Consider the following 18,859-nt stretch of genomic DNA (forward strand, 5'->3'; position numbering starts at 1 on the left):
TAAAAATAACATAATCTTAGCGAGTAGGCAACAAAAATCAATTCTTTAAATTTTTAATGCGATCGACTAGGGTAGGATGGGAGTAGTGCATAAACACATAGGCCGGATGAGGGGTAAGGTTGCTTAAACTATTGTTAGAAAGTTTTTTTAAGGAAGATATTAGCGGTTGAGCCCCAAAAGTGATTTTGGCATAATCATCGGCTTGATATTCAAATTTCCGCGACATATTGTTCATGATTAAGGAGGTAATTTCAGAAATTGGACTATATAGAATTCCAAAACCGATTAAAGCGGCATGAAAACTGGGCTGAGAAACTCCTATGGCCAAGGATAGCTCCGGATTGTTGATGAAAATAGACAAAACAAAAAGGGTGATCCCTGTGAGTAAAAGAGATGCGGAAAGATTAAATAGGATATGTTTTCGTTTGTAATGACCAACTTCATGGGCCAAAACTGCTACGATTTCCTCTTCGCTCAGGTCCTTAATAAGGGTGTCGTACAAGGTTACTCGTTTTTCTTTCCCAAAACCAGAAAAGTAAGCATTTGCTTTGGTAGACCTTTTAGATCCGTCGATCACATAAATATTTTTTAATTCAAAACCTACCTGTTGGGCGTAGGCTTCAATTTTATCCTTTAAGCTTCCAGGGGATAGGGGTGTCTGTTTGTTGAATAAAGGAACAATGAGTTTGCTGTAAAATAAATTCAGAAATATAGAAAAAACAGCTACCAGGCCCCAGGCATAAATCCAAAAATTAGCACCCGCCCATTGAAAAAACCAGATGACCAAGGCCAACATACCCCCTCCAAGGAGTATGGTCATTACCCAACCTTTAATTTTATCGAAAAAGAACAGCGTCCTTGTGCTCTTGTTAAAGCCAAATTTTTCTTCTATCACAAAAGTGCGATAGTACGAAAAAGGAGTGGTCACTATATCGCTTCCTATCATTATTATCCCAAAGAAAACAAGGGCTACGACTATAGGGTTTTCGCTTAAGCTGCGGGCTATGCCGTCTACCCAACCAAAACCGCCAAAGACCAGGAAGCCTAAGGTTAAAACTATAGAAAAGGTAGAAGAGAACAAGCCAAACCTATAATTTGTTCTTTTATAAGCCTGTGATTTTTTATATTCTTCTTCATCAAACACATCCTTTAAATCCTGCGGTATGGGATCGGAATAATGTTTCGAGTTTAGGTATTCTAAAAACGTTTCAATGAAAAACTGAAGGACCAATATGGCTATAATGGTATAAAAGAGAGGATCACTATTCATAAATAGATAGGAAGTTTAAAGGTTTGAATTATCAATGTCTAATGCCTAAGCTTCTTTGTAGGGGTTACCTTAAATTTAGTTAGAAAAAAGAAAGAGTCGTTAAGGGGCTTTGGTATTAAAAACCTCGCTGTCTTTTTGCTTCAAAGATAATTATTGCAGCCGAAACGGACACGTTCATGGAGTCTATTTCGCCCTGCATAGGAATTATAATATTCTGGGCTGAACTTTGAAGCCATTCCTCAGAAAGTCCAGTCGCTTCGGTACCTACAACTATTGCAGTTGCCGGAGTAAAATCTACCTTGATATATTCTTTAGAGGCCGTTAAGGCAGCACAATTAATGGCAATATTATGCTTTTTTAGGAAGGCTATGATCTCTGTGGTAGATCCGGTTGCAATGTTATTGGTAAATACACAGCCTACACTAGAGCGTATGACATTGGGATTGTAAAGGTCGCTTTTTGGATTGGCAATTATAACGGCATCTAAATTGGCGGCGTCCGCAGTACGAAGGAGCGCACCTATATTGCCTGGTTTTTCCGGGGCTTCCGCAACCAAAATCAAAGGGGTTTTGTTTTTAAACTGTAGCGATTCCAAAAGGTGTGTTTTCGTCTCAGCTACGGCAAGGATACCTTCGGTAGTATCGCGGTGGGCCAATTTTTGATATACCTCTTTCGAAATAGCAATGATTTCCGGACGGACAGCTACGCCTGATAACATAGAGGTAAGCTGCTCTTGGGAAATAAGTTCCGGATAATAAAACAAGGTTCGCAAACTATAATCGCCCTTCATGGCCAGCTGTAATTCCTTAATGCCTTCTATGACAAAAAGGTTTTGCTTTTTACGATCTCTCGATTTTTCTTTTAGCAACAGCGTATTCCTAACCATAGGATTCTGAACGCTGGTAATTTCTCTTATATAGCTCATCGGCGCAAAAATACTACATTATTGTAAACTTGTTTCAAGTTAGACGACAAAGGCTTTAACTTAAATAGAAATTATGAAATGTGTAATGTTGACCCTATTACTGGTAGGTATAATGGGCTGTAAGGGTGAAGGTAAGGATGTGACGAAGAACAAAATTAACCAAAGCAAAGAGCAACAGCAGTCGGTAATGTTCCAATACCCCCCAATGCTAGCCAAAGTATTTGAGGCCCATGGCGGAATGGCGACCTGGAAACGCAAAAAAAGTATGGTGTTTCAATTAGGGGAAGAAGTACATACGCTAAATCTATCTTCCCGAATGGATAGGGTAGATGGTCCTGGATATTCTATGGGGTTCAACGGAAACAAAGTGTGGTTGTTCGATGAAGGGAACAACTATAAAGGAGATGCGGTTTTCTATCATAACCTAATGTCTTATTTTTATAGTATGCCCTTTATTCTAGGCGATAAGGGAATTGTATACGAAAAGACCGAAGACTTGGTTTTTAAAGGAGTGAGTTATCCTGGTTTCCGGATCGGGTTCCATGCTGGTGTGGGGATTACTCCAAAAGATGAGTATTATATTCATTATGACCCCAAAACTTTTAAGATGGCCTGGCTGGGATATACGGTGAGTTATCGCAGCGGCGAGCGATCCGATAATGTCAAGTGGATAGGGTATCACCATTGGATGGAAGTAGATGGGGTGCTGATGCCCAAGGAACTTATTTGGTACGAGTATGAAGGACGGACCCTTAAGGAACCTAAAACCCCCTTGGTTTTTAAAAATGTTGTGCTTAGTGAAGAAGCAAAACCTATCTTGTTTTTCGAGAAACCAGAGAGGGCTGTGTACGTCTCTGGAAAAAATCAACAATAAAGAACGCCTTATAGAGCTAATTCCTGTTGATGGACGGCAGGCGATAAGCCTTAATTTTGGGACGTTACTTCTTTCTTTTACAAATAAAAAAAAGGCTTGGAAACCGCTAGTGTTTCCAAGCCTTTTTAAGCTGTATTATGATCAAATGCAATTATTTGCTATTGTATTTTTCCATATAGCGCTTCCATAGTTCTGTCTGGTGCGTTTCTAGGGAAATATCCCTACCGTCTATAAATGCCCGTGTCAATTGATTGGTTCGCATGTCTAATGCGTCGCCTTCCGAAATAAACAGCGTAGCGCTTTTGCCAGCTTCCAAACTTCCGTAATCGGCATCTATGCCCAAAATCTTTGCAGGATTACTAGTAATCATTTGTAAAGCCTTTTCCTTGGATAATCCTTGTTGTACTAATTGCCCAGCGTAAAAAGGAAGGTTTCTGTTTTGGAAATTAGATTGGTGCATATTTTGTATCCCCACCACTAAACCGGCATCGGACAATAATTTTGGAAGTTTAAAAGGAAGGTCATAATCGTCATCATCAAACTCTGGTAAGTTATGAGGGGCCCTTACCAAAACGGCTACCTTGTTTTCTTTTAAAAAGTCTGTGATCTTATAGGCATGATACCCCCCTACAAGAACAATATGCTGTATTCCCAATTTTTTGGTGAAGGTAACGGCATCTATGATCTCTTTTTCGCCATCGGCAGCTATATATAGCTTCTGAGTGCCGTTAAACAAACCTTGTGAAGCTGCAAAAGCAGGGTTTACCGTGGCAGGAGTTGATTTTCCGTATGCTATGGCATTTTTAAAGAAGGTTTCTATATCGCCTACCTCTTTGGCATAGTCTTTATTGGGTTTAAAAGCGGCGTCCTCGCCTAACCACCAACGGCCTTGTTTAAAACTATTGGGCCAATTCAAATGAATGCCGTCATCTGCCTTTACGGCAGCATCTTCCCAGTTCCAAGCATCGAATTGCACTACCGAGGAAGTTCCGGAAATGGTACCCCCTTTAGGTGATATTTGCCCCATAAGCACCCCGTTGGGACGCATGCTTTCTACTACTTTAGATTCCGCATTATAGGCAATTAAGCTGCGGATATGAGGAATCATTTCCCCTATTTCGTCCTTGTCGTTTGTTGCTCTTACGGCATCTATTTCTACAAGCCCCAAGGAAGTACAAGTAATAATGAACCCGGGATATACATGTTTCCCCGTAGCGTTAATAAGGGTTCCCTGTCGTGCTATTTTTGTTTTGGCGTCGCCTACAAAAGTAATTTTTCCGTCTTGGAACATAATTAAGGAATTCTCAATGACTTCCCCATTTCCAAGGTGGGCGACGGCTCCTTCAATAGAAAAAGCTTCCGATTGTTTTGGTGCTGGCGTTTGCTGGGCAAAACTAGGTAGACTACAAATTAGTAGCACTACTGATATGATATTTCTAATTATTTTCATTTCAATTATATTTTAAAGGCTATCACAATGAAATAGTTCGTCGGTATTTTTTTGGGGCTCTTGTGTGGCTGCGCCCTTATCTTTTTCTTTTAACATTAAATTGATCAATTGGCTCCTTTCTGCTTTAATGGCCTCTCTTTGTTGTTTGTCTTTTTCCAGGTCAAAATAAACCGTCCCGTCTATAAGTGTTTTCTCTGCCTTGGCATAAACCGACAGTGGGTGGTCGTTCCAAAGGACTAGATCGGCATCTTTTCCTTCTTTAATACTCCCTACACGCTCGTCTATATGTAACAATTTAGCCGGATTAATAGTAATCATTTTCCAGGCTTCCAATTCTGTCATTCCACCGTATTTTACGGTTTTTGCAGCCTCTTGGTTAAGTCTTCTCGACATTTCGGCATCATCACTATTAAGAGCTACGGTAACACCTTGACTTTGCATAATGGCGGCATTGTACGGAATAGCATCGTTTACCTCATATTTATAGGCCCACCAGTCACTAAAAGTAGAGGCGCCAACACCGTGTTCTTTCATTTTGTCGGCTACCTTGTAACCTTCCAAAATATGGGTAAAGGTATTTACCTTAAAATTGAATTTTTCGGCCACTTTCATCAACATATTAATCTCACTTTGCACATAGGAATGGCAACTGATGAAACGTTCCCCATTTAGGATTTCGACCAAGACTTCCATTTCCTCATCATATCTAAAAGCCTGTCCGCTGTTCTTTTTAGTCTCGTATTCCTTAGCTCGTTGGAAGTAATTGATCAGCATTTGTTCTACTCCCATTCTAGTTTGTGGGAAACGGCTATAGCTGCTCCAGTTAGACTGTTTTACATTTTCTCCCAAGGCAAATTTTATGAATTTGGGCGAATTGCTGTAGATCATTTCATCGGCACTTACTCCCCATTTTAACTTAAGGATCGCAGAACGGCCACCGATAGGGTTTGCCGATCCATGTAACAATTGGGCCGTAGTGACCCCACCGGCCAAATTTCTGTATATGGCAATGTGTTCTGGATTTACAACGTCTTCCATTGTAACTTCGGCAGAAGAGTTTTGACCACTCTCATTAACGGCCAAGGCTGCAATATGGGTATGCTCATCGATGATGCCGGCCGTAAGGTGTTTTCCTGTAGCGTCTACCACAGTAGCACCACCTGCCTTTAGGTTTTTTCCGATTTTAGCTATTTTTCCGTTTTTGACCAAGACATCGGTTGCCTCTAAAATTCCCGCATCTTCACTGGTCCAAACGGTGGCATTTTTAAACAATATAGTTTCTTGTTGCGCTTTGCTTTTGTAGCCATAACCAAGGTTAGGGTAGGTAAGGGCCAATACCTCTGAAGAGGAGTCCTTGTCCGAGTCCGCTTTCTTTTCCTTTTCAACGAAAGGGGCTGTCTTGGTTGCTTTAAAAGTCGATTCTGATCCGTTAGGAAGCCATAACCTTCCTGTCAATAGGTCCGTGGAAGGATCTATTGGGGCGGTCATTCGGTACGCCTTATCGCCTTCTTTGTTGTTAAAAGAAAGTTCAACCCATTGGTTGTCAAAATTGATTTTAGCAGTAAGTTTGTCTTCTCCTGCTTTTACCTCTACCTTAGGTTTGTTGATCTCCCCAGAAATAGAAAGTTTGTAGGTAGTCGCGCCGGCTACTAAATCGTATTCGCCTCTGATATCTTTCTGGTTTTTATCGACTATTATATTTTGTTGGCCTTGCACCCAGTTTTCATACAGAAGGGTTTCTTTTTCAAAAATATCCCCAGAGGTAATCAGGAAATTGGCAAGGGCCCCCTTTTCTAAGCTTCCTATCTGATTGGTTTTTCCCAATAGTTGTGCAGGAACCGTTGTAAGGGCGGCCAAGGCCTTTTCTTTTGGTAATCCGTAGGCGATTGCTTTTAATAAATTTGATTTAAAAGTAGCAGTTTCTTTTAAGTCGTGAAGCGTAAAGCTAAAAGTTACACCATGCTCTGCCAATATCTTCGGATTGGTGGGCGCCTGGTTCCAATAACGCATATCTTCCAAGCTAACGTATTCTGCCTGATATGGATTGGAAACATCATAGGCGGCAGGGAAATTTAAAGGCACTATCAAAGATGCATTGGTAGCTTTTACTTCATCGATGCTTTCAAATTCGTTGCCCCCCGCTAGAATAGTGTATTGGATGTTAAAAGCATCCCCAATTTTGTCGGCCCTTAAAATATGTCCTTTGTCTTTAGCTTCAAATATTTGAACTAATTTTTTTTGCGCTATCAAGGCTTCCAAAGAGCGGTCTTTGGTAGTGCTATTTCCCTTGGCATACCAATCCATATCGTGGTACATCTGTCGCAATAAAGCCATAGACCCCATGAGCGATGTAGGGTAAGATTGTTGGCTAAGAACACTTTTTTTAAATGATAAATACTGTGCAGATTTGTCGTCGAGCACTCTATCATTGTCCGTGCCATTACCGTTTAAAGTAATTAAAGCTCCTGTACCACGTACAATTCCGTCATGGATATGGGTGTTGACAACCCCAAAACCGGCTTCCCGTAATTCTTTGGCTTTTTTGTCGTCGAAGCTAAAACTGGAAAGGGCATTTTTTTCGGGCATGATATGGTCATTCCAATAAAATCCTTCCCTCGAAGGACCGTACTGTGCCGTTCTTCCGCCATTGCTAGCCTTTTTAGGTTTTTCTATCCCGAAATCGGAATAAATATCTATAAAAGAGGGATATATGTATTTGCCTTCTAAATTTATAATCACCGTGTTTTTGGGGATACTAACAGATTTCGCGGCCTGAACGACCTTGCCGTTTTGTATCAATAAGGTCCCATTATCCAGTATTTTAGTCGGACTGATGTAAATTTTAGCATTTGTGAAGGCAGTAAAGTTATTGTTGTCTGCCTTTACACCTTCATTGTTAGGGAAGTAATCCTGTGCAAACAAGGAAACGCTACACCATAAGGTGGCGAGCGCTAGAAATCGCATTTTCATATAGATTAGTGTTTGTTTATTAGGTGTCTAAAGATAAAATTCGGGAACTAATTAGACGTGGTGTTTGGTTTTTTTTAACATTTAGCAAGCCGTCAATAAGCAAAGACCAAAAAAAGAGAAGCGTTAATATGGTAGCATGCAAAATAAATGTGGGCCCTTTGTCAATTTTTCAAGACACCGGGCATTTCGATTTGGGCGTTCCCTCCTTTGTCGGGCGGGCCATTGGCTATATCCCTCGCTGCGCAGCGGGGATGCCGCCGCTGTCCCTAACGCAAAGCCATTATACCGAGGCAACAATGTCGCTAACGTTAATAGTGGCAAAAGCATAATTTTTGGGAATACTGTATAAACCGGGAATTACAACGGTCTATCTAAATAGTAGGTAACCAAAAGTGATACAACCAAATTATAGCTTTTTATACCTTGTTTCTGATTATTGGCTTTTAAAAAAGTATTAAAAATAGACTTGAATACAGGTTCCATAGGGTTTTCATGTGCTGCCCAAAAATCCGATACTTCTTTAAAATTCTTTTTAACACCACCGTGAAGACGGTTGTAGCTACTCTTAAAAAGGGTGCTGTCTCTTCGGTGAAGCTCTCCTAAGCAATAATTGAGCGCATATGCATAGGCCGAATATTTAAAATATACATCCTCATTGTTTACAGTAGCCAAATAGCCTATAAAATTGGTTTCGTTTTCTGCGGAGTAGCCCAGCTGGTGTCCTATTTCATGGGCGCTCACCACGGGAAATCTAAAATTGGGCAGCAGGCTATTGGTTTGGGCCTCATTGGTAAAGGGGTTTAAATACCCCCCATAGCCCATATAAGTTAATGGCCAACTCCATAGTGATTTTTTAAGACTGGGATGATGATATTCAAATAAAGCGTGTTTTTTTTCTAATAACTTATATCCCTTGAGTGTTAGTTCAAAAATTTCCTTTTTAGAATAAGGGATGGCTACCATAGCACTAGTGTCCGATGTGATTTGGAAATGTGTTTCATTGGTCTTGGTTATCAAACGGTCTATAAAATTTACCAAATCTTCCTGACTGTGCTTTGTTGGTAAATCTAGGGTCTTGGCAAGGGGTTGCCTGTAGTAATTAAACCCCCATAGCAGGTGAAAAGCAAAATAGGTAATGGAGAAAACCATGGCAATATTTCTTAGGAAATACAAAGGTCTTTTTTTGATTGTTAGTCTGTTAACAACAAGGTAGCGAATTCCTATTACAGCCAAGGCGGTATAGAAAAGATCACCTATAGAAAATGGCAGCCATCCTAACAGAATACGCCAAAAGTTGGAAACCATTGGGTATATTCCTTGACTGTAATAGGTTTCTATAATTTCGGGGTAATTTCCCAGCCATTTAACCAATAAGATTTGAGGGATGATTAAAACGGCTATTAGATTTTTGATTCTATTGTTCATCGACCCAAAAATAGTTAATAATCTCGCATAGTTGTTTTTCAATGTGTATTTTTGAACCTGGAAAATAGCATTATGAGTAAAGAAATAAGAGTTTTAGAGCCAATAGCGGTATGGAATAAGTTCGCCGATTTAAACGAAGTTCCTAGACCTTCGAAAAAGGAGGAAAAGGTAATTCAATTTATGGTCGATTTTGGCAAAAGTCTAGGTTTAGAGACCATAGTAGATACTGTAGGAAACGTTATTATTAAAAAACCTGCTTCTACGGGAATGGAAAATAGGAAGGTAGTAATCCTTCAATCGCATTTGGATATGGTGCATCAAAAGAATGCCGATACCGTTTTCGATTTTGATACCCAGGGCATACAAATGTTTGTAGAAGGCGATTGGGTAAAGGCAAAAGGAACAACCTTGGGTGCCGATAACGGCATGGGAGTGGCTACGATTATGGCTTTGTTAGAAAGCACAAACATTCCTCATCCAGCTTTAGAAGCCTTGTTTACCATCGATGAAGAAACCGGCATGACTGGCGCTATGGGGCTACAAGGCGGACTGTTACGGGGAGAAATATTATTGAACCTGGATACCGAAGAAGATGATGAAATTGATATAGGATGTGCAGGAGGAATAGATGTTACCGCAAAAGGGAGCTATACCGAAATAACAACTTCGTCGGATGCTTTGGCCTACGAAATTAAAATTAAAGGATTGTCGGGAGGACATAGCGGAATGGATATTCATAAAGGCTTGGGGAATGCCAATAAGCTTATGAATAGTTTGCTGTGCGGTGCTCAGCAAGAATTATCCCTTCATATTTCAGAAATAGACGGAGGTGGATTACGAAATGCAATTCCTAGGGAAAGCAAGGGAACAGTAGTCGTAAATGCCGCGGATGCCGAGACGTTTAAGGACGTTTTTGAAACTTTGTCCAAAAAACTGATCGAAGAATACGCCGCTACTGAACCTAATCTTCAGGTAGTTTACACCGCTATCGATGTTCCAGTAAAAATGATGGATGCCGATGCTCAAGGAAAGCTTTTAGAATCTTTGAAAAAAGCTCATAACGGGGTGTATGCCATGAGTGAGGCTATGGACGATTTGGTAGAAACTTCTAACAATATCGCTCGGGTAACGGTAAAAGAAGGTACCGTTAAAATTAGCTGCCTAACAAGGTCATCCGTAGAAGAGGGTAAAATGGAATTGGCGAACCGGCTAAAGGATGCTTTTGAGGCCGCTGGGTATGAAGTGACTTTTAGCGGGAGTTATCCAGGATGGAATCCTAATCCAGATTCAGGGATTTTAAAAGTGTTGGAAGCAAAGTACGAGGAGCTTTTTAAGGCTAAAGCCAATGTCGTTGCTTGCCATGCCGGATTAGAATGTGGAATTTTAGGTCAAAACTACCCAGATGTAGATATGATAAGCTATGGACCTACCATTAGAGGGGCCCACTCTCCTGACGAAAGAGTAAGCATTTCCTCGGTACAGAAATTTTGGCGCTATACCTTAGAAATCCTTAAAAATATTCCCAAGGCTTAAGACATTCCTATTATATAAAAGTAGTTTTAAACTGGATCATTGAAACCCTCACCTATAAAAATAAAAGGTGGGGGTTTTTATTTTAGGTTAGATACCAAAATTTTATTAACTTTAAGAAGATACTAAAAGGATAATGTTATGGGAATCAAAAGTTTTCAAGGGCCAATGGTGCCACAGCCAAATGAGAAAATATCATTGCGGGTTTGCGATTATATGACCAGGAAACTAATAACATTTAAACCCGAAGAATCCGTGGAAACGGTTATTATGGCACTTTTAAAACACAAAATTTCTGGCGCCCCTGTTGTAAATGACAACAATGAACTGGTTGGAATTATTTCTGAGGGGGATTGTATTAAATATATTAGTGAGAAAAGATATCACAACCTTCCATCTAATAATAGTATTGGCGATCATATGGTAAAGAACGTGGAAACCATTGATGGCAATATGAACATATTTGATGCGGCCAATAAATTTTTATCGGAGAAACGACGACGTTTCCCCATTGTGGAGAACGGAAAATTAGCGGGACAAATTTCACAAAAGGACATTTTAAAAGCAACCTTAAAATTCAAGGCCAATGATTGGAGATAAACGAAAGGTGTTATTTTTGTAAATCGCTATAAATTTTGTGGTACTGCTTAAAAAGGGCAATGATCGTCGAGGTTTTTTGGCCAAAACTCACTTGTATGAAAAAGCACCTCCTAGGTGTTTTTTTTAATGGTTCCTTTAAGCTCTTCATGATCTGTTTTTGCGTTAGGGATCGCAGCGGCATCCCCGCAGCAGCGCAAGGGATATAGCGAAGAGCCCGCCCGACGAAGGAGGGAACGCCCCAATTATTTTTCTAAAAACTATAAGAGTTCGGAATCGGATCTTCTTAAAGAATCCATATCTCAATGTAATCTCCAAAAAAAAAACTTGTCGTTCGCATATGGTCCCAAAAGGGGTATGCAAACCGACAAGCTTTTATAGGGTACTTTGTCTTACTTTGTTATTTCAGTAATTTCAAGATCGAAAACTAAATTTGCGTTCGGAGGAATTACATTTCCTGCACCACTGGCACCATATCCTAGGTGTGATGGAATAAATAAACGAACCTTGTCGCCTTCCTTCATCTGCAAAAGTCCTTCTCTGAACCCTGGGATCAAACGAGCCTCTGGACTGTAATCCATAGGTATTGCCTGATAGCCTCCACCTTGTTTTCTGTTGGCATCGAACTTTCCGAATTTTGTCGCAATTTCTTCATAATTGCTGTCAAAAAGGGTACCGTCTGATAAATATCCGGCATAGTATACATTTACTTTCTGGCCAACTCTTGGCTTATCGCCAGTGCCTTCCTTTAAGGTGAATACTTTAAGACCAGAAGGTAGTTCTTGAGCAGATTTTTCCTGTTCATTGATCTCTGCCACAAAATCGGATTTTAATTTTTCCATGGCCTTTACCCTCGCTTCTTCCTCGGCGAAGTAATCTGTCATGATTTGTACGGCATCAAACTTTTTGGCTGCCTTGCCATTTCGTATAATCTCGATGGTTTCCATGACCACATCATCAACCGGTTTATCTCTCTCGGCAGTGGCAACATTGGCAATAGAATCTACTACATCCAGTCCTACAACAACTTCCCCAAATACGGTATGTCTGCCGTCTAAAAATGGCGTTTCCTTATGCGTAATAAAAAACTGACTTCCGTTGGTTGCAGGCCCCGAGTTGGCCATAGATAAAATACCTGCCTTATGGTGTTTCAAAGAGTCATTTATTTCATCCTTGAATTTATAGCCTGGATTTCCAGTACCGGTACCCGTTGGGTCGCCTCCCTGTATCATAAAGTCCTTAATGACTCTGTGGAAAATAATACTGTCGTAGTATTTTTTTCCTTTGTACTTTTCATTGACAAAAGGATTTTTTCCTTCGGCCAATGAAACAAAATTTGCTACGGTGACCGGCGTCTTTTCGCTTTCTAATTTTATGATAATATCGCCTTTATTGGTTTTGATGTCTGCAAAAAGACCATCGCCCAAATCTGCATGCTTGCTGGACTTACAGCTCGAAACAGCAATGGAGATCATTGCCAATAATAAATAGGTTTTTTTCATTTGATGAAATTTTAATTTTGAATATTAGTGGATTGTTTATCGATTTTTAAAATTGATACAGTGGCTTTTAAAGGAATGTTGATACCGATTTGATCATTATCCCCGTGGTAGCCATAACCAAGGGAAGAGGGAATTAAAAAGGTAGCTGTTTCATTTTCTTTTAATAGTTTGACAGCGCTGCGCAAGCCGGGAAACAGTTCTTGTTTGTCTACCTTATATGTAATAATGCCAATATCTTGCTGGGTGTAAATAGTGTCATTTTCAAAACTTACAAGATTGTATTGCAAGCTTACCAAATCATCTGGTTGCGGAAAATAGTCTGCCCGATCGTTCTTATTTACATAATAATACCAAGATCCGCCACCGCTAGAAAAATACGTGTTTAGGGAGTCTTGGGCTATGATTTGTTGCATCATAGCTTCTTCCATAGCCAATAGTTTTTTGTTTCGTTCTACAGACTGCTGTAAGACATTGCCTGTTTTGACCTTTACAGGGCGGCGCGCTTCTGTTTCGGAACAACCGATAAAGACTATCAAAAATGTAAAAAATAAGAGGTGTTTCAAGCTTTTAGATTTCAGTTATTGTAATTGCGTTAAACGATTTTTCTGTAAGAAAGGTATTAAAATTTTTCTTTACAAGCTGCAACAAATGGGTTTTGTATGAAGGCAGACCTTCTTATGGCAATGATAATGCTTTAGGCTTCCAAGGCCTCCTTGTATTTTGGAAGCAAGGATTTAAAAAAGTTTGTTGTTTCTTCCATAGACACATCACTACGTCCTCCTGATGCATTGGTATGACCACCACCGTTAAAATGATTTCTTGCAAATTCATTGACAGAAAAAGTCCCTTCTGACCTAAAGGATATTTTTATGATGCCTTCTTCTTTGTTCTCTATGAAAATAACAGCAAATTTTATGCCTTCTAAGGTTAATCCGTAATTTACGAAACCTTCGGTGTCTCCTTTTTTATATTCGCACTGGTCTAACTCTTCTTGTGACAAGGTGATATAAGTAGTATGGTATTCCTCTAAAATGACCATGTTTTTTAAGGCGCATCCCAATAGATGCAGGCGGCTTGGGGTATTGGTGTCGTACACCTTGTTATGGGCTTCAGTGTTTTTGGCGCCTTTGTCTATTAATTGGGCAACCACCTTATGGGTTCTGCTGGTAGTAGAAGAAAATTTAAAGGAGCCAGTATCGGTCATTATGCCGGTATATAGGCAAATTCCTATTTCCGGGTCAATGAGATCGGTATCGCCTAGGGCTTCTACGAAGTTGTACACCATTTCGCAGGTAGAACTCATACGTACGTCAGAGTACATGATTTGGGCATAATCCGAAGGCTCTTGGTGATGGTCTATCATTACAAAAGTAGCCGTTGCTTCTTCTAACAAAGGTTGTAACTGACCAATTCTGCCAAGGTGGTTGAAATCTAAAGTGAAAATCACCGAGGCCTTGGAAATAAGATCTTTGGCCGCAGAAGCTTCCTTTTCAAAATTGACGATTTTCTCACTTCCCGGCATCCATTTTAAAAACTTCGGGAAATCGTTAGGAGAAACAATTACGGCCTCGTGTCCTTTTTTGATTAAATAATGCCATAGTCCTAAGGTGCTTCCTATTGCATCTCCATCAGGATTTTTATGCGGAACAATAACAATTTTTTGTGGCGTTTCCAATAACGCCTTAATGGCTTGTGTAATCTCTAAATTCATGCGGGCTAAGATACAATTATTAGGATATACTTTTGTCCTAATAAAACTCTTTTTAAACCGTTGGCTATTGCTTACTGATATTAATTCTTTAGTTGTTTTATTAACCAGGGGTGGGATACATGTATCTAAGGTCGATGTGGTGAGGCTTGTCTTAAGTTGAATTTTTAAGAGGGGCAGCATCTGCCGGAACCTGTAAATATATCAAAGCGAATGATGGTTTGGAAAATATAAAAATAGGGTCGGATTATAGCAAATCTATTAGTATATACCAATTGACTTTAATGAAGGGAAGGGGAAATAGATATCCTTGTTTTTTTGTTATTGGAAGCCGTACTGCTAAGTGTGGTAAAAAGCGGTAAGGTGTTGGAAGTCTAGAGAGAAAACGATATTGTATTGTGAGTTGAAGAATAAAACGTATTTTTGCCGAAAATTAAAAAAAAATGAGCACAAACAGAACATTTACCATGATTAAGCCTGATGCTGTTGAAAACGGACATATCGGTGGGATCTTGGAAAAAATATCCTCAGCTGGATTTAAAATCGTAGCTATGAAATATACGCAATTGAGCACAAGAGATGCTGAAGCGTTTTACGCCGTTCATAGCGAGCGTCCATTTTTTGGAGAATTGGTTGAATTTATGACCAGAGGTCCTATTGTAGCTGCTATTTTAGAAAAGGACAATGCCGTTGAAGATTTTCGTGCTTTAATTGGAGCAACGAATCCTGCAGAGGCAGCAGAAGGAACTATCCGTAAATTATTTGCAACCTCAATAGGGGAGAATGCAGTTCACGGTTCGGATAGTGATGAGAATGCAGCTATTGAAGGTGCATTTCATTTTTCTGGAAGAGAAATTTTCTAGTCATAGAAATACATAAAAAAAGCCAGCTGAAACAGCTGGCTTTTTTTGTTTAACGACATTGCATATGCTATCGCAAAACGATTTTTGTGATGAGGTCTTTGCCAAGCTCTTCGTTGAGCATGCTTATGATTTTTGATTTCCCGTGACTTAACTCTTCTCTTAGGACAGAAGAAGAAAGGGAAACAAATAAGGTGTCATTTCTTAGCTCTATTGCGGTGGTATAGTTGTTTACTCCATTTCCCATTAGGTTTTTCCACGCTTCTTGGGCATTTACCTTGTCAATTCCCTTTTGGAGGCCTTTTTCGGAAATAAATTGTTGTAACGCTTCCCCTAATTTTAAGTTGTCATTTTTTCTTTTAGCCATTATTCTGTGATGTTAATGGGTTGGAATCGTTTGTATTGGTAGTGTGTGTTTTCCCTATTACTGACCGTGAAACTATTTTCGGAAATGCTTATGACTTGCTCCTGCCACTCGCTTAGATCGGTTTTGTAATGTAGGGTAAAAACACCGTCTTTTTCGTATATGCTAAAATACTCGGCATCATTGGAAGTTTCGTAAGTCCCGTCAAATTTTGGATACATTTTTTTGCGAAAACCTTCTGTGTCTTTTAATTCAATATAATCTATACTGGTATTGACTGTATAGGCTTTGGTACTGCCGTCAGGAAAAGTAACCTTTTTGATTTCCCAATATCCGTTTAATAAATTTAAGTCGGCCTTGCTCACCTTGGTGCTACAAGAGCTTGCAATTATAAGCACAAATATAACTACTAAATTTCTCATACTATAGGTTGAAAATTTTATAAGATTGATGTATGTTTTTGATAATATTCTCTGTTCTTTCGGCATGGGTATCGCTTAGGAAAATCTGACCAAAGTTTTCTTCATCTACTAGTCGAATAATATGCGCTACCCTATTTTCATCCAATTTGTCAAAAATATCATCTAAAAGCAATAAAGGAGTAGTGTTGGCCTGTTTTTTTATAAAATAAAATTGGGCTAATTTTAAAGCTATCAAGAACGATTTTTGCTGACCTTGGCTGCCAAATTTCTTAATAGGATGGCCATCAATTTCAAAACTTAGGTCGTCCTTATGAATCCCTACCCCAGTATATTGAAGAGCCCTGTCTTTGTCCAGGTTTTTCTCTAATAAGATTAATAGGTCTTCGTTTATTAATTTGCTGTCATACAATAGGTTGACTGGTTCTTTGTTTCCTGATATGACGGCGTATTGTTCCTTAAAAATAGGTATAAATACTTTAAGAAAGGCTACTCTTTTTGCAAATATTTCAGAGCCGTATCGATGCAGTTGTTCGTTGTATACGGCTAAATTAGTCTTGTTAAAAGTTTGGTTTAGAAAGAAGTATTTTAAAAGGGAATTCCTTTGAGAAAGTATTCTGTTGTAATTGATTAAATTCTCTAAGTATTGTTTGTCGGATTGGGAAATCACTCCGTCTATAAATTTTCTTCTGGTTTCACTGCCTTCAATGATCAAATCCCGATCGGCGGGAGAAATGATGACCAGGGGTAAAAAACCAATATGATCCGAAAACTTTTCATACGCTTTTCCGTTGCGCTTTATGATCTTCTTCATGCCTTTTTTTAGGCTACAAAGAATTCGTTCTTCCCTATCGTTCTTCTGGAACTCCCCGTCGATTACAAAAAAATCTTCGCCATGTCTTATATTTTGACTGGCAATAGGGTTAAAGTAACTCTTGCCAAAGGAGAGGTGGTAAATAGCGTCTAATACATTTGTTTTCCCAATACCATTATCTCCGACAAAACAGTTGATCTTATTGTCGAACTCAAAACTTTTAGAAGAAAAGTTTTTATAATTTATAAGTGATAATTTTTTTAAAAACATTCTGCGAAGTAAAGATTTTATTTTTCACTAGCTTAGCAAACGGCAAAATAATAAAGATTCAAAAAAATATCGATTGAATTGGTGTTTGATATTGGATAAAAACTATATTTTTGCCCGATTCATAAACTAAAAAATATGGCAACTTACAAGAAAAAAGGGTTCAAACCGAAAAACAAGGAGGAAGAAATTCAATTGAATGAGCAAGAAAGTACTACTGCGGAAGTCTTTAGCTCCTTGGATGAAGGCGCTTCTAGGTCCGAAGAATGGGTTTCTAATAACCAAAATTACATTCTTGGTGTAATAGGTATAGTTGCTGTGGCTGTTTTGGGGTATTTGGCATATTTTCAATTTGTTCAAAAGCCGAAAGAGGCAAGTGCAGCTAACGAGATGTTATATCCACAACAATATTTTGATATGGCCCTAGAGGGTTCTGTCGAAAAGGATTCTTTGTTTACTTTAGCTTTGGATGGAGCAGAAGGAAAATACGGTTTCTTGGATATTATCGAAGAATACAACGGGACCAAGGCTGCCAATTTAGCCAAATATTCTGCAGGTATGGCGTATTTGAATATGCAGAAGTACGATGAAGCTATTAAATACTTGGAAGATTTTTCTTCTCCAGATATGATTTTAGGCGCTTTGGCAAAAGGTGGATTAGGGGATGCATTTTTGCAATTGAACCAGCCTGCCGATGCTTTAGGGTATTATGAAAGCGCTATAGCCCATAGCACGAACGATTTTACGACACCAAAGTTTTTGTACAAAGCAGGCGTGACAGCCATGGAGTTAGGGGAAAATGATAAGGCTCTAGGGTATTTTAATAGAATAAAAGAAGAGTTTGGCACTTCTAATGAGGCCAGGAATATAGACGCCTTTATAGGTAAGGCTAAAACCAACTAAGAATGGCTACGGCTAATAAGAACTTGTCGGTTTACGATAAAAACACTATCCCGGACGCGAGTAAGTTTCGGTTTGGGATAGTTGTTGCTGAATGGAACCCTGTAATTACAGAAGGGCTTTACAATGGAGCTATAGAAGCTTTGTCAGATTGCGGTGCCAAGGCGGAAAATATTATTCGATGGAATGTTCCTGGGAGTTTTGAACTTACTTATGGATGTAAGAAAATGGCAAAAACCCAAGAAGTAGATGCTGTTATTGCCATTGGAAGTGTAATTCAAGGAGAGACCAAACATTTCGATTTTGTTTGCAGTGCTACGGCACAAGGCATCAAGGATTTAAACGTGCAGTTAGATGTTCCGGTAATATTCTGTGTGTTAACGGATAATAATATGCAACAATCTTTGGAGCGAAGTGGAGGTATTCACGGAAATAAGGGTACTGAAGCAGCAATTGCTGCAATAAAAATGGTCACTTTAGGGGCTTAAATCCTCAAAGGACAGGGAAGTCGTTCACTAGCGGTTCAAGTGTTTTCGTACCACTTTAGGGAAAGAGCCATATTCTTTCTTCAGGTATGCTATTACTTATAAAAAAATCTATGTATAACAGCCAAAATGTGTATATCTTTTAACATTTTTTGGCTGTATATCTACTACATATTTTTTCATTTTGAGTAACTTTGAAACAATAAGTATTATGGGAAAGTTTTCAAAATTACGCAAGAATAAAAAGTTCGATTATACGCCTCGTTACTACAAGGATCAAGGCGAGGGAAGTCCTTTTAAAATTGAGCATAAATTCGATAAATTTAGACCTACCCTGGATGGGCGAACTGGTTTAAAAGGAAAGTTCAGCAGGGCTATGGACGATTTTAAACAAAAAGGCAATCGCAGTCAAAATATTCGGTTGCTAGTTATCATCGCTATTCTTGTATTTATTTTTCTATTTATAATCGATTTCGATTTATCTATATTCAAACCTTAA

The 18,859-nt window shown here is 39.1% G+C and carries 18 protein-coding genes; 7 read left to right on the plus strand and 11 right to left on the minus strand.

The annotated features are described in order from the left end of the window. Positions 1 to 37: 37 nt before the first annotated feature. Both BUA16_RS12080 and BUA16_RS12085 read right to left on the minus strand, forming a co-directional pair. Complete coding sequence (locus BUA16_RS12080; RefSeq protein ID WP_072765011.1) at positions 38 to 1,270, minus strand: M48 family metallopeptidase; 1,233 nt, start codon at positions 1,268 to 1,270, stop codon at positions 38 to 40. A 115-nt stretch (positions 1,271 to 1,385) separates the two neighbouring features. Further along, positions 1,386 to 2,195 (minus strand): TrmH family RNA methyltransferase, encoded by an 810-nt coding sequence (locus tag BUA16_RS12085; protein WP_072765012.1) that lies wholly within the window; start codon positions 2,193 to 2,195, stop codon positions 1,386 to 1,388. A 73-nt stretch (positions 2,196 to 2,268) separates the two neighbouring features. On the opposite strand from BUA16_RS12085, the gene BUA16_RS12090 reads away from it, so the two are divergent. Continuing rightward, on the plus strand, positions 2,269 to 3,069 hold the full coding sequence (locus BUA16_RS12090; protein ID WP_072765013.1) for a DUF6503 family protein: 801 nt from the start codon (positions 2,269 to 2,271) through the stop codon (positions 3,067 to 3,069). Positions 3,070 to 3,220: 151 nt separating this feature from the next. On the opposite strand, the gene BUA16_RS12095 is transcribed toward BUA16_RS12090, so the two are convergent. The 3 genes from BUA16_RS12095 to BUA16_RS12105 form a co-directional block, all read right to left on the minus strand. After that, entirely contained in the window at positions 3,221 to 4,519 is a 1,299-nt protein-coding gene (locus BUA16_RS12095) for an amidohydrolase family protein (RefSeq protein WP_072765014.1), read from the minus strand. A gap of 12 nt (positions 4,520 to 4,531) precedes the next feature. Continuing rightward, positions 4,532 to 7,489, minus strand: a complete 2,958-nt coding sequence (locus BUA16_RS12100) for an amidohydrolase family protein (RefSeq protein ID WP_072765015.1) — start codon at positions 7,487 to 7,489, stop codon at positions 4,532 to 4,534. A gap of 357 nt (positions 7,490 to 7,846) precedes the next feature. Beyond that, entirely contained in the window at positions 7,847 to 8,914 is a 1,068-nt protein-coding gene (locus BUA16_RS12105) for a DUF3810 domain-containing protein (protein WP_072765016.1), read from the minus strand. Positions 8,915 to 8,986: 72 nt separating this feature from the next. Between BUA16_RS12105 and BUA16_RS12110 the strand changes: the two genes are divergently transcribed. Next, positions 8,987 to 10,447, plus strand: coding sequence for an aminoacyl-histidine dipeptidase (locus BUA16_RS12110; RefSeq protein WP_072765017.1), 1,461 nt, complete (start codon positions 8,987 to 8,989; stop codon positions 10,445 to 10,447). Between the two features lie 138 nt (positions 10,448 to 10,585). Beyond that, positions 10,586 to 11,044, plus strand: coding sequence for a CBS domain-containing protein (locus BUA16_RS12115; protein ID WP_072765018.1), 459 nt, complete (start codon positions 10,586 to 10,588; stop codon positions 11,042 to 11,044). A gap of 389 nt (positions 11,045 to 11,433) precedes the next feature. Here the strand turns inward: BUA16_RS12115 and BUA16_RS12120 are convergent, their stop codons facing one another. The 3 genes from BUA16_RS12120 to BUA16_RS12130 form a co-directional block, all read right to left on the minus strand. Next, positions 11,434 to 12,543, minus strand: a complete 1,110-nt coding sequence (locus BUA16_RS12120; RefSeq protein ID WP_072765019.1) for a peptidylprolyl isomerase — start codon at positions 12,541 to 12,543, stop codon at positions 11,434 to 11,436. Between the two features lie 11 nt (positions 12,544 to 12,554). Next, positions 12,555 to 13,106, minus strand: coding sequence for a gliding motility-associated peptidyl-prolyl isomerase GldI (gene gldI / locus BUA16_RS12125; protein WP_072765020.1), 552 nt, complete (start codon positions 13,104 to 13,106; stop codon positions 12,555 to 12,557). 131 nt (positions 13,107 to 13,237) lie between these two features. Beyond that, entirely contained in the window at positions 13,238 to 14,254 is a 1,017-nt protein-coding gene (locus BUA16_RS12130; RefSeq protein WP_072765061.1) for a DHH family phosphoesterase, read from the minus strand. A gap of 440 nt (positions 14,255 to 14,694) precedes the next feature. Here BUA16_RS12130 and BUA16_RS12135 point away from each other — a divergent pair, with 440 nt between their 5' ends. Further along, the gene (locus BUA16_RS12135; RefSeq protein ID WP_072765021.1) at positions 14,695 to 15,114 is read left to right on the plus strand and encodes a nucleoside-diphosphate kinase; all 420 of its coding nucleotides are present in this window, start codon (positions 14,695 to 14,697) and stop codon (positions 15,112 to 15,114) included. A 67-nt stretch (positions 15,115 to 15,181) separates the two neighbouring features. On the opposite strand, the gene BUA16_RS12140 is transcribed toward BUA16_RS12135, so the two are convergent. The 3 genes from BUA16_RS12140 to recF are packed head-to-tail and all read right to left on the minus strand — an operon-like array spanning position 15,182 to position 16,978. Beyond that, the gene (locus tag BUA16_RS12140) at positions 15,182 to 15,478 is read right to left on the minus strand and encodes a DciA family protein (RefSeq protein WP_072765022.1); all 297 of its coding nucleotides are present in this window, start codon (positions 15,476 to 15,478) and stop codon (positions 15,182 to 15,184) included. Then, the gene (locus tag BUA16_RS12145) at positions 15,478 to 15,897 is read right to left on the minus strand and encodes a lipocalin family protein (protein ID WP_072765023.1); all 420 of its coding nucleotides are present in this window, start codon (positions 15,895 to 15,897) and stop codon (positions 15,478 to 15,480) included. Before BUA16_RS12145 ends, BUA16_RS12140 begins: the two co-directional genes overlap by 1 nt. Before the next feature lies 1 nt (position 15,898). Then, the gene (recF, locus tag BUA16_RS12150) at positions 15,899 to 16,978 is read right to left on the minus strand and encodes a DNA replication/repair protein RecF (RefSeq protein ID WP_072765024.1); all 1,080 of its coding nucleotides are present in this window, start codon (positions 16,976 to 16,978) and stop codon (positions 15,899 to 15,901) included. A 135-nt stretch (positions 16,979 to 17,113) separates the two neighbouring features. Between recF and BUA16_RS12155 the strand changes: the two genes are divergently transcribed. The 3 genes from BUA16_RS12155 to BUA16_RS12165 all read left to right on the plus strand — a co-directional run bounded on the left by BUA16_RS12155 (position 17,114) and on the right by BUA16_RS12165 (position 18,859). Further along, positions 17,114 to 17,878, plus strand: coding sequence for a tetratricopeptide repeat protein (locus BUA16_RS12155; protein ID WP_072765025.1), 765 nt, complete (start codon positions 17,114 to 17,116; stop codon positions 17,876 to 17,878). Positions 17,879 to 17,880: 2 nt separating this feature from the next. Further along, a complete protein-coding gene (gene ribH, locus BUA16_RS12160) occupies positions 17,881 to 18,363 on the plus strand; it encodes a 6,7-dimethyl-8-ribityllumazine synthase (protein WP_072765026.1) in 483 nt (160 codons plus the stop codon). Positions 18,364 to 18,571: 208 nt separating this feature from the next. Next, the gene (locus BUA16_RS12165) at positions 18,572 to 18,859 is read left to right on the plus strand and encodes a riboflavin synthase subunit beta (RefSeq protein WP_072765027.1); all 288 of its coding nucleotides are present in this window, start codon (positions 18,572 to 18,574) and stop codon (positions 18,857 to 18,859) included.

It is taken from the genome of Arenibacter nanhaiticus, from assembly GCF_900141935.1.
In the GTDB taxonomy this organism is placed as follows: Bacteria; Bacteroidota; Bacteroidia; order Flavobacteriales; family Flavobacteriaceae; genus Arenibacter; species Arenibacter nanhaiticus.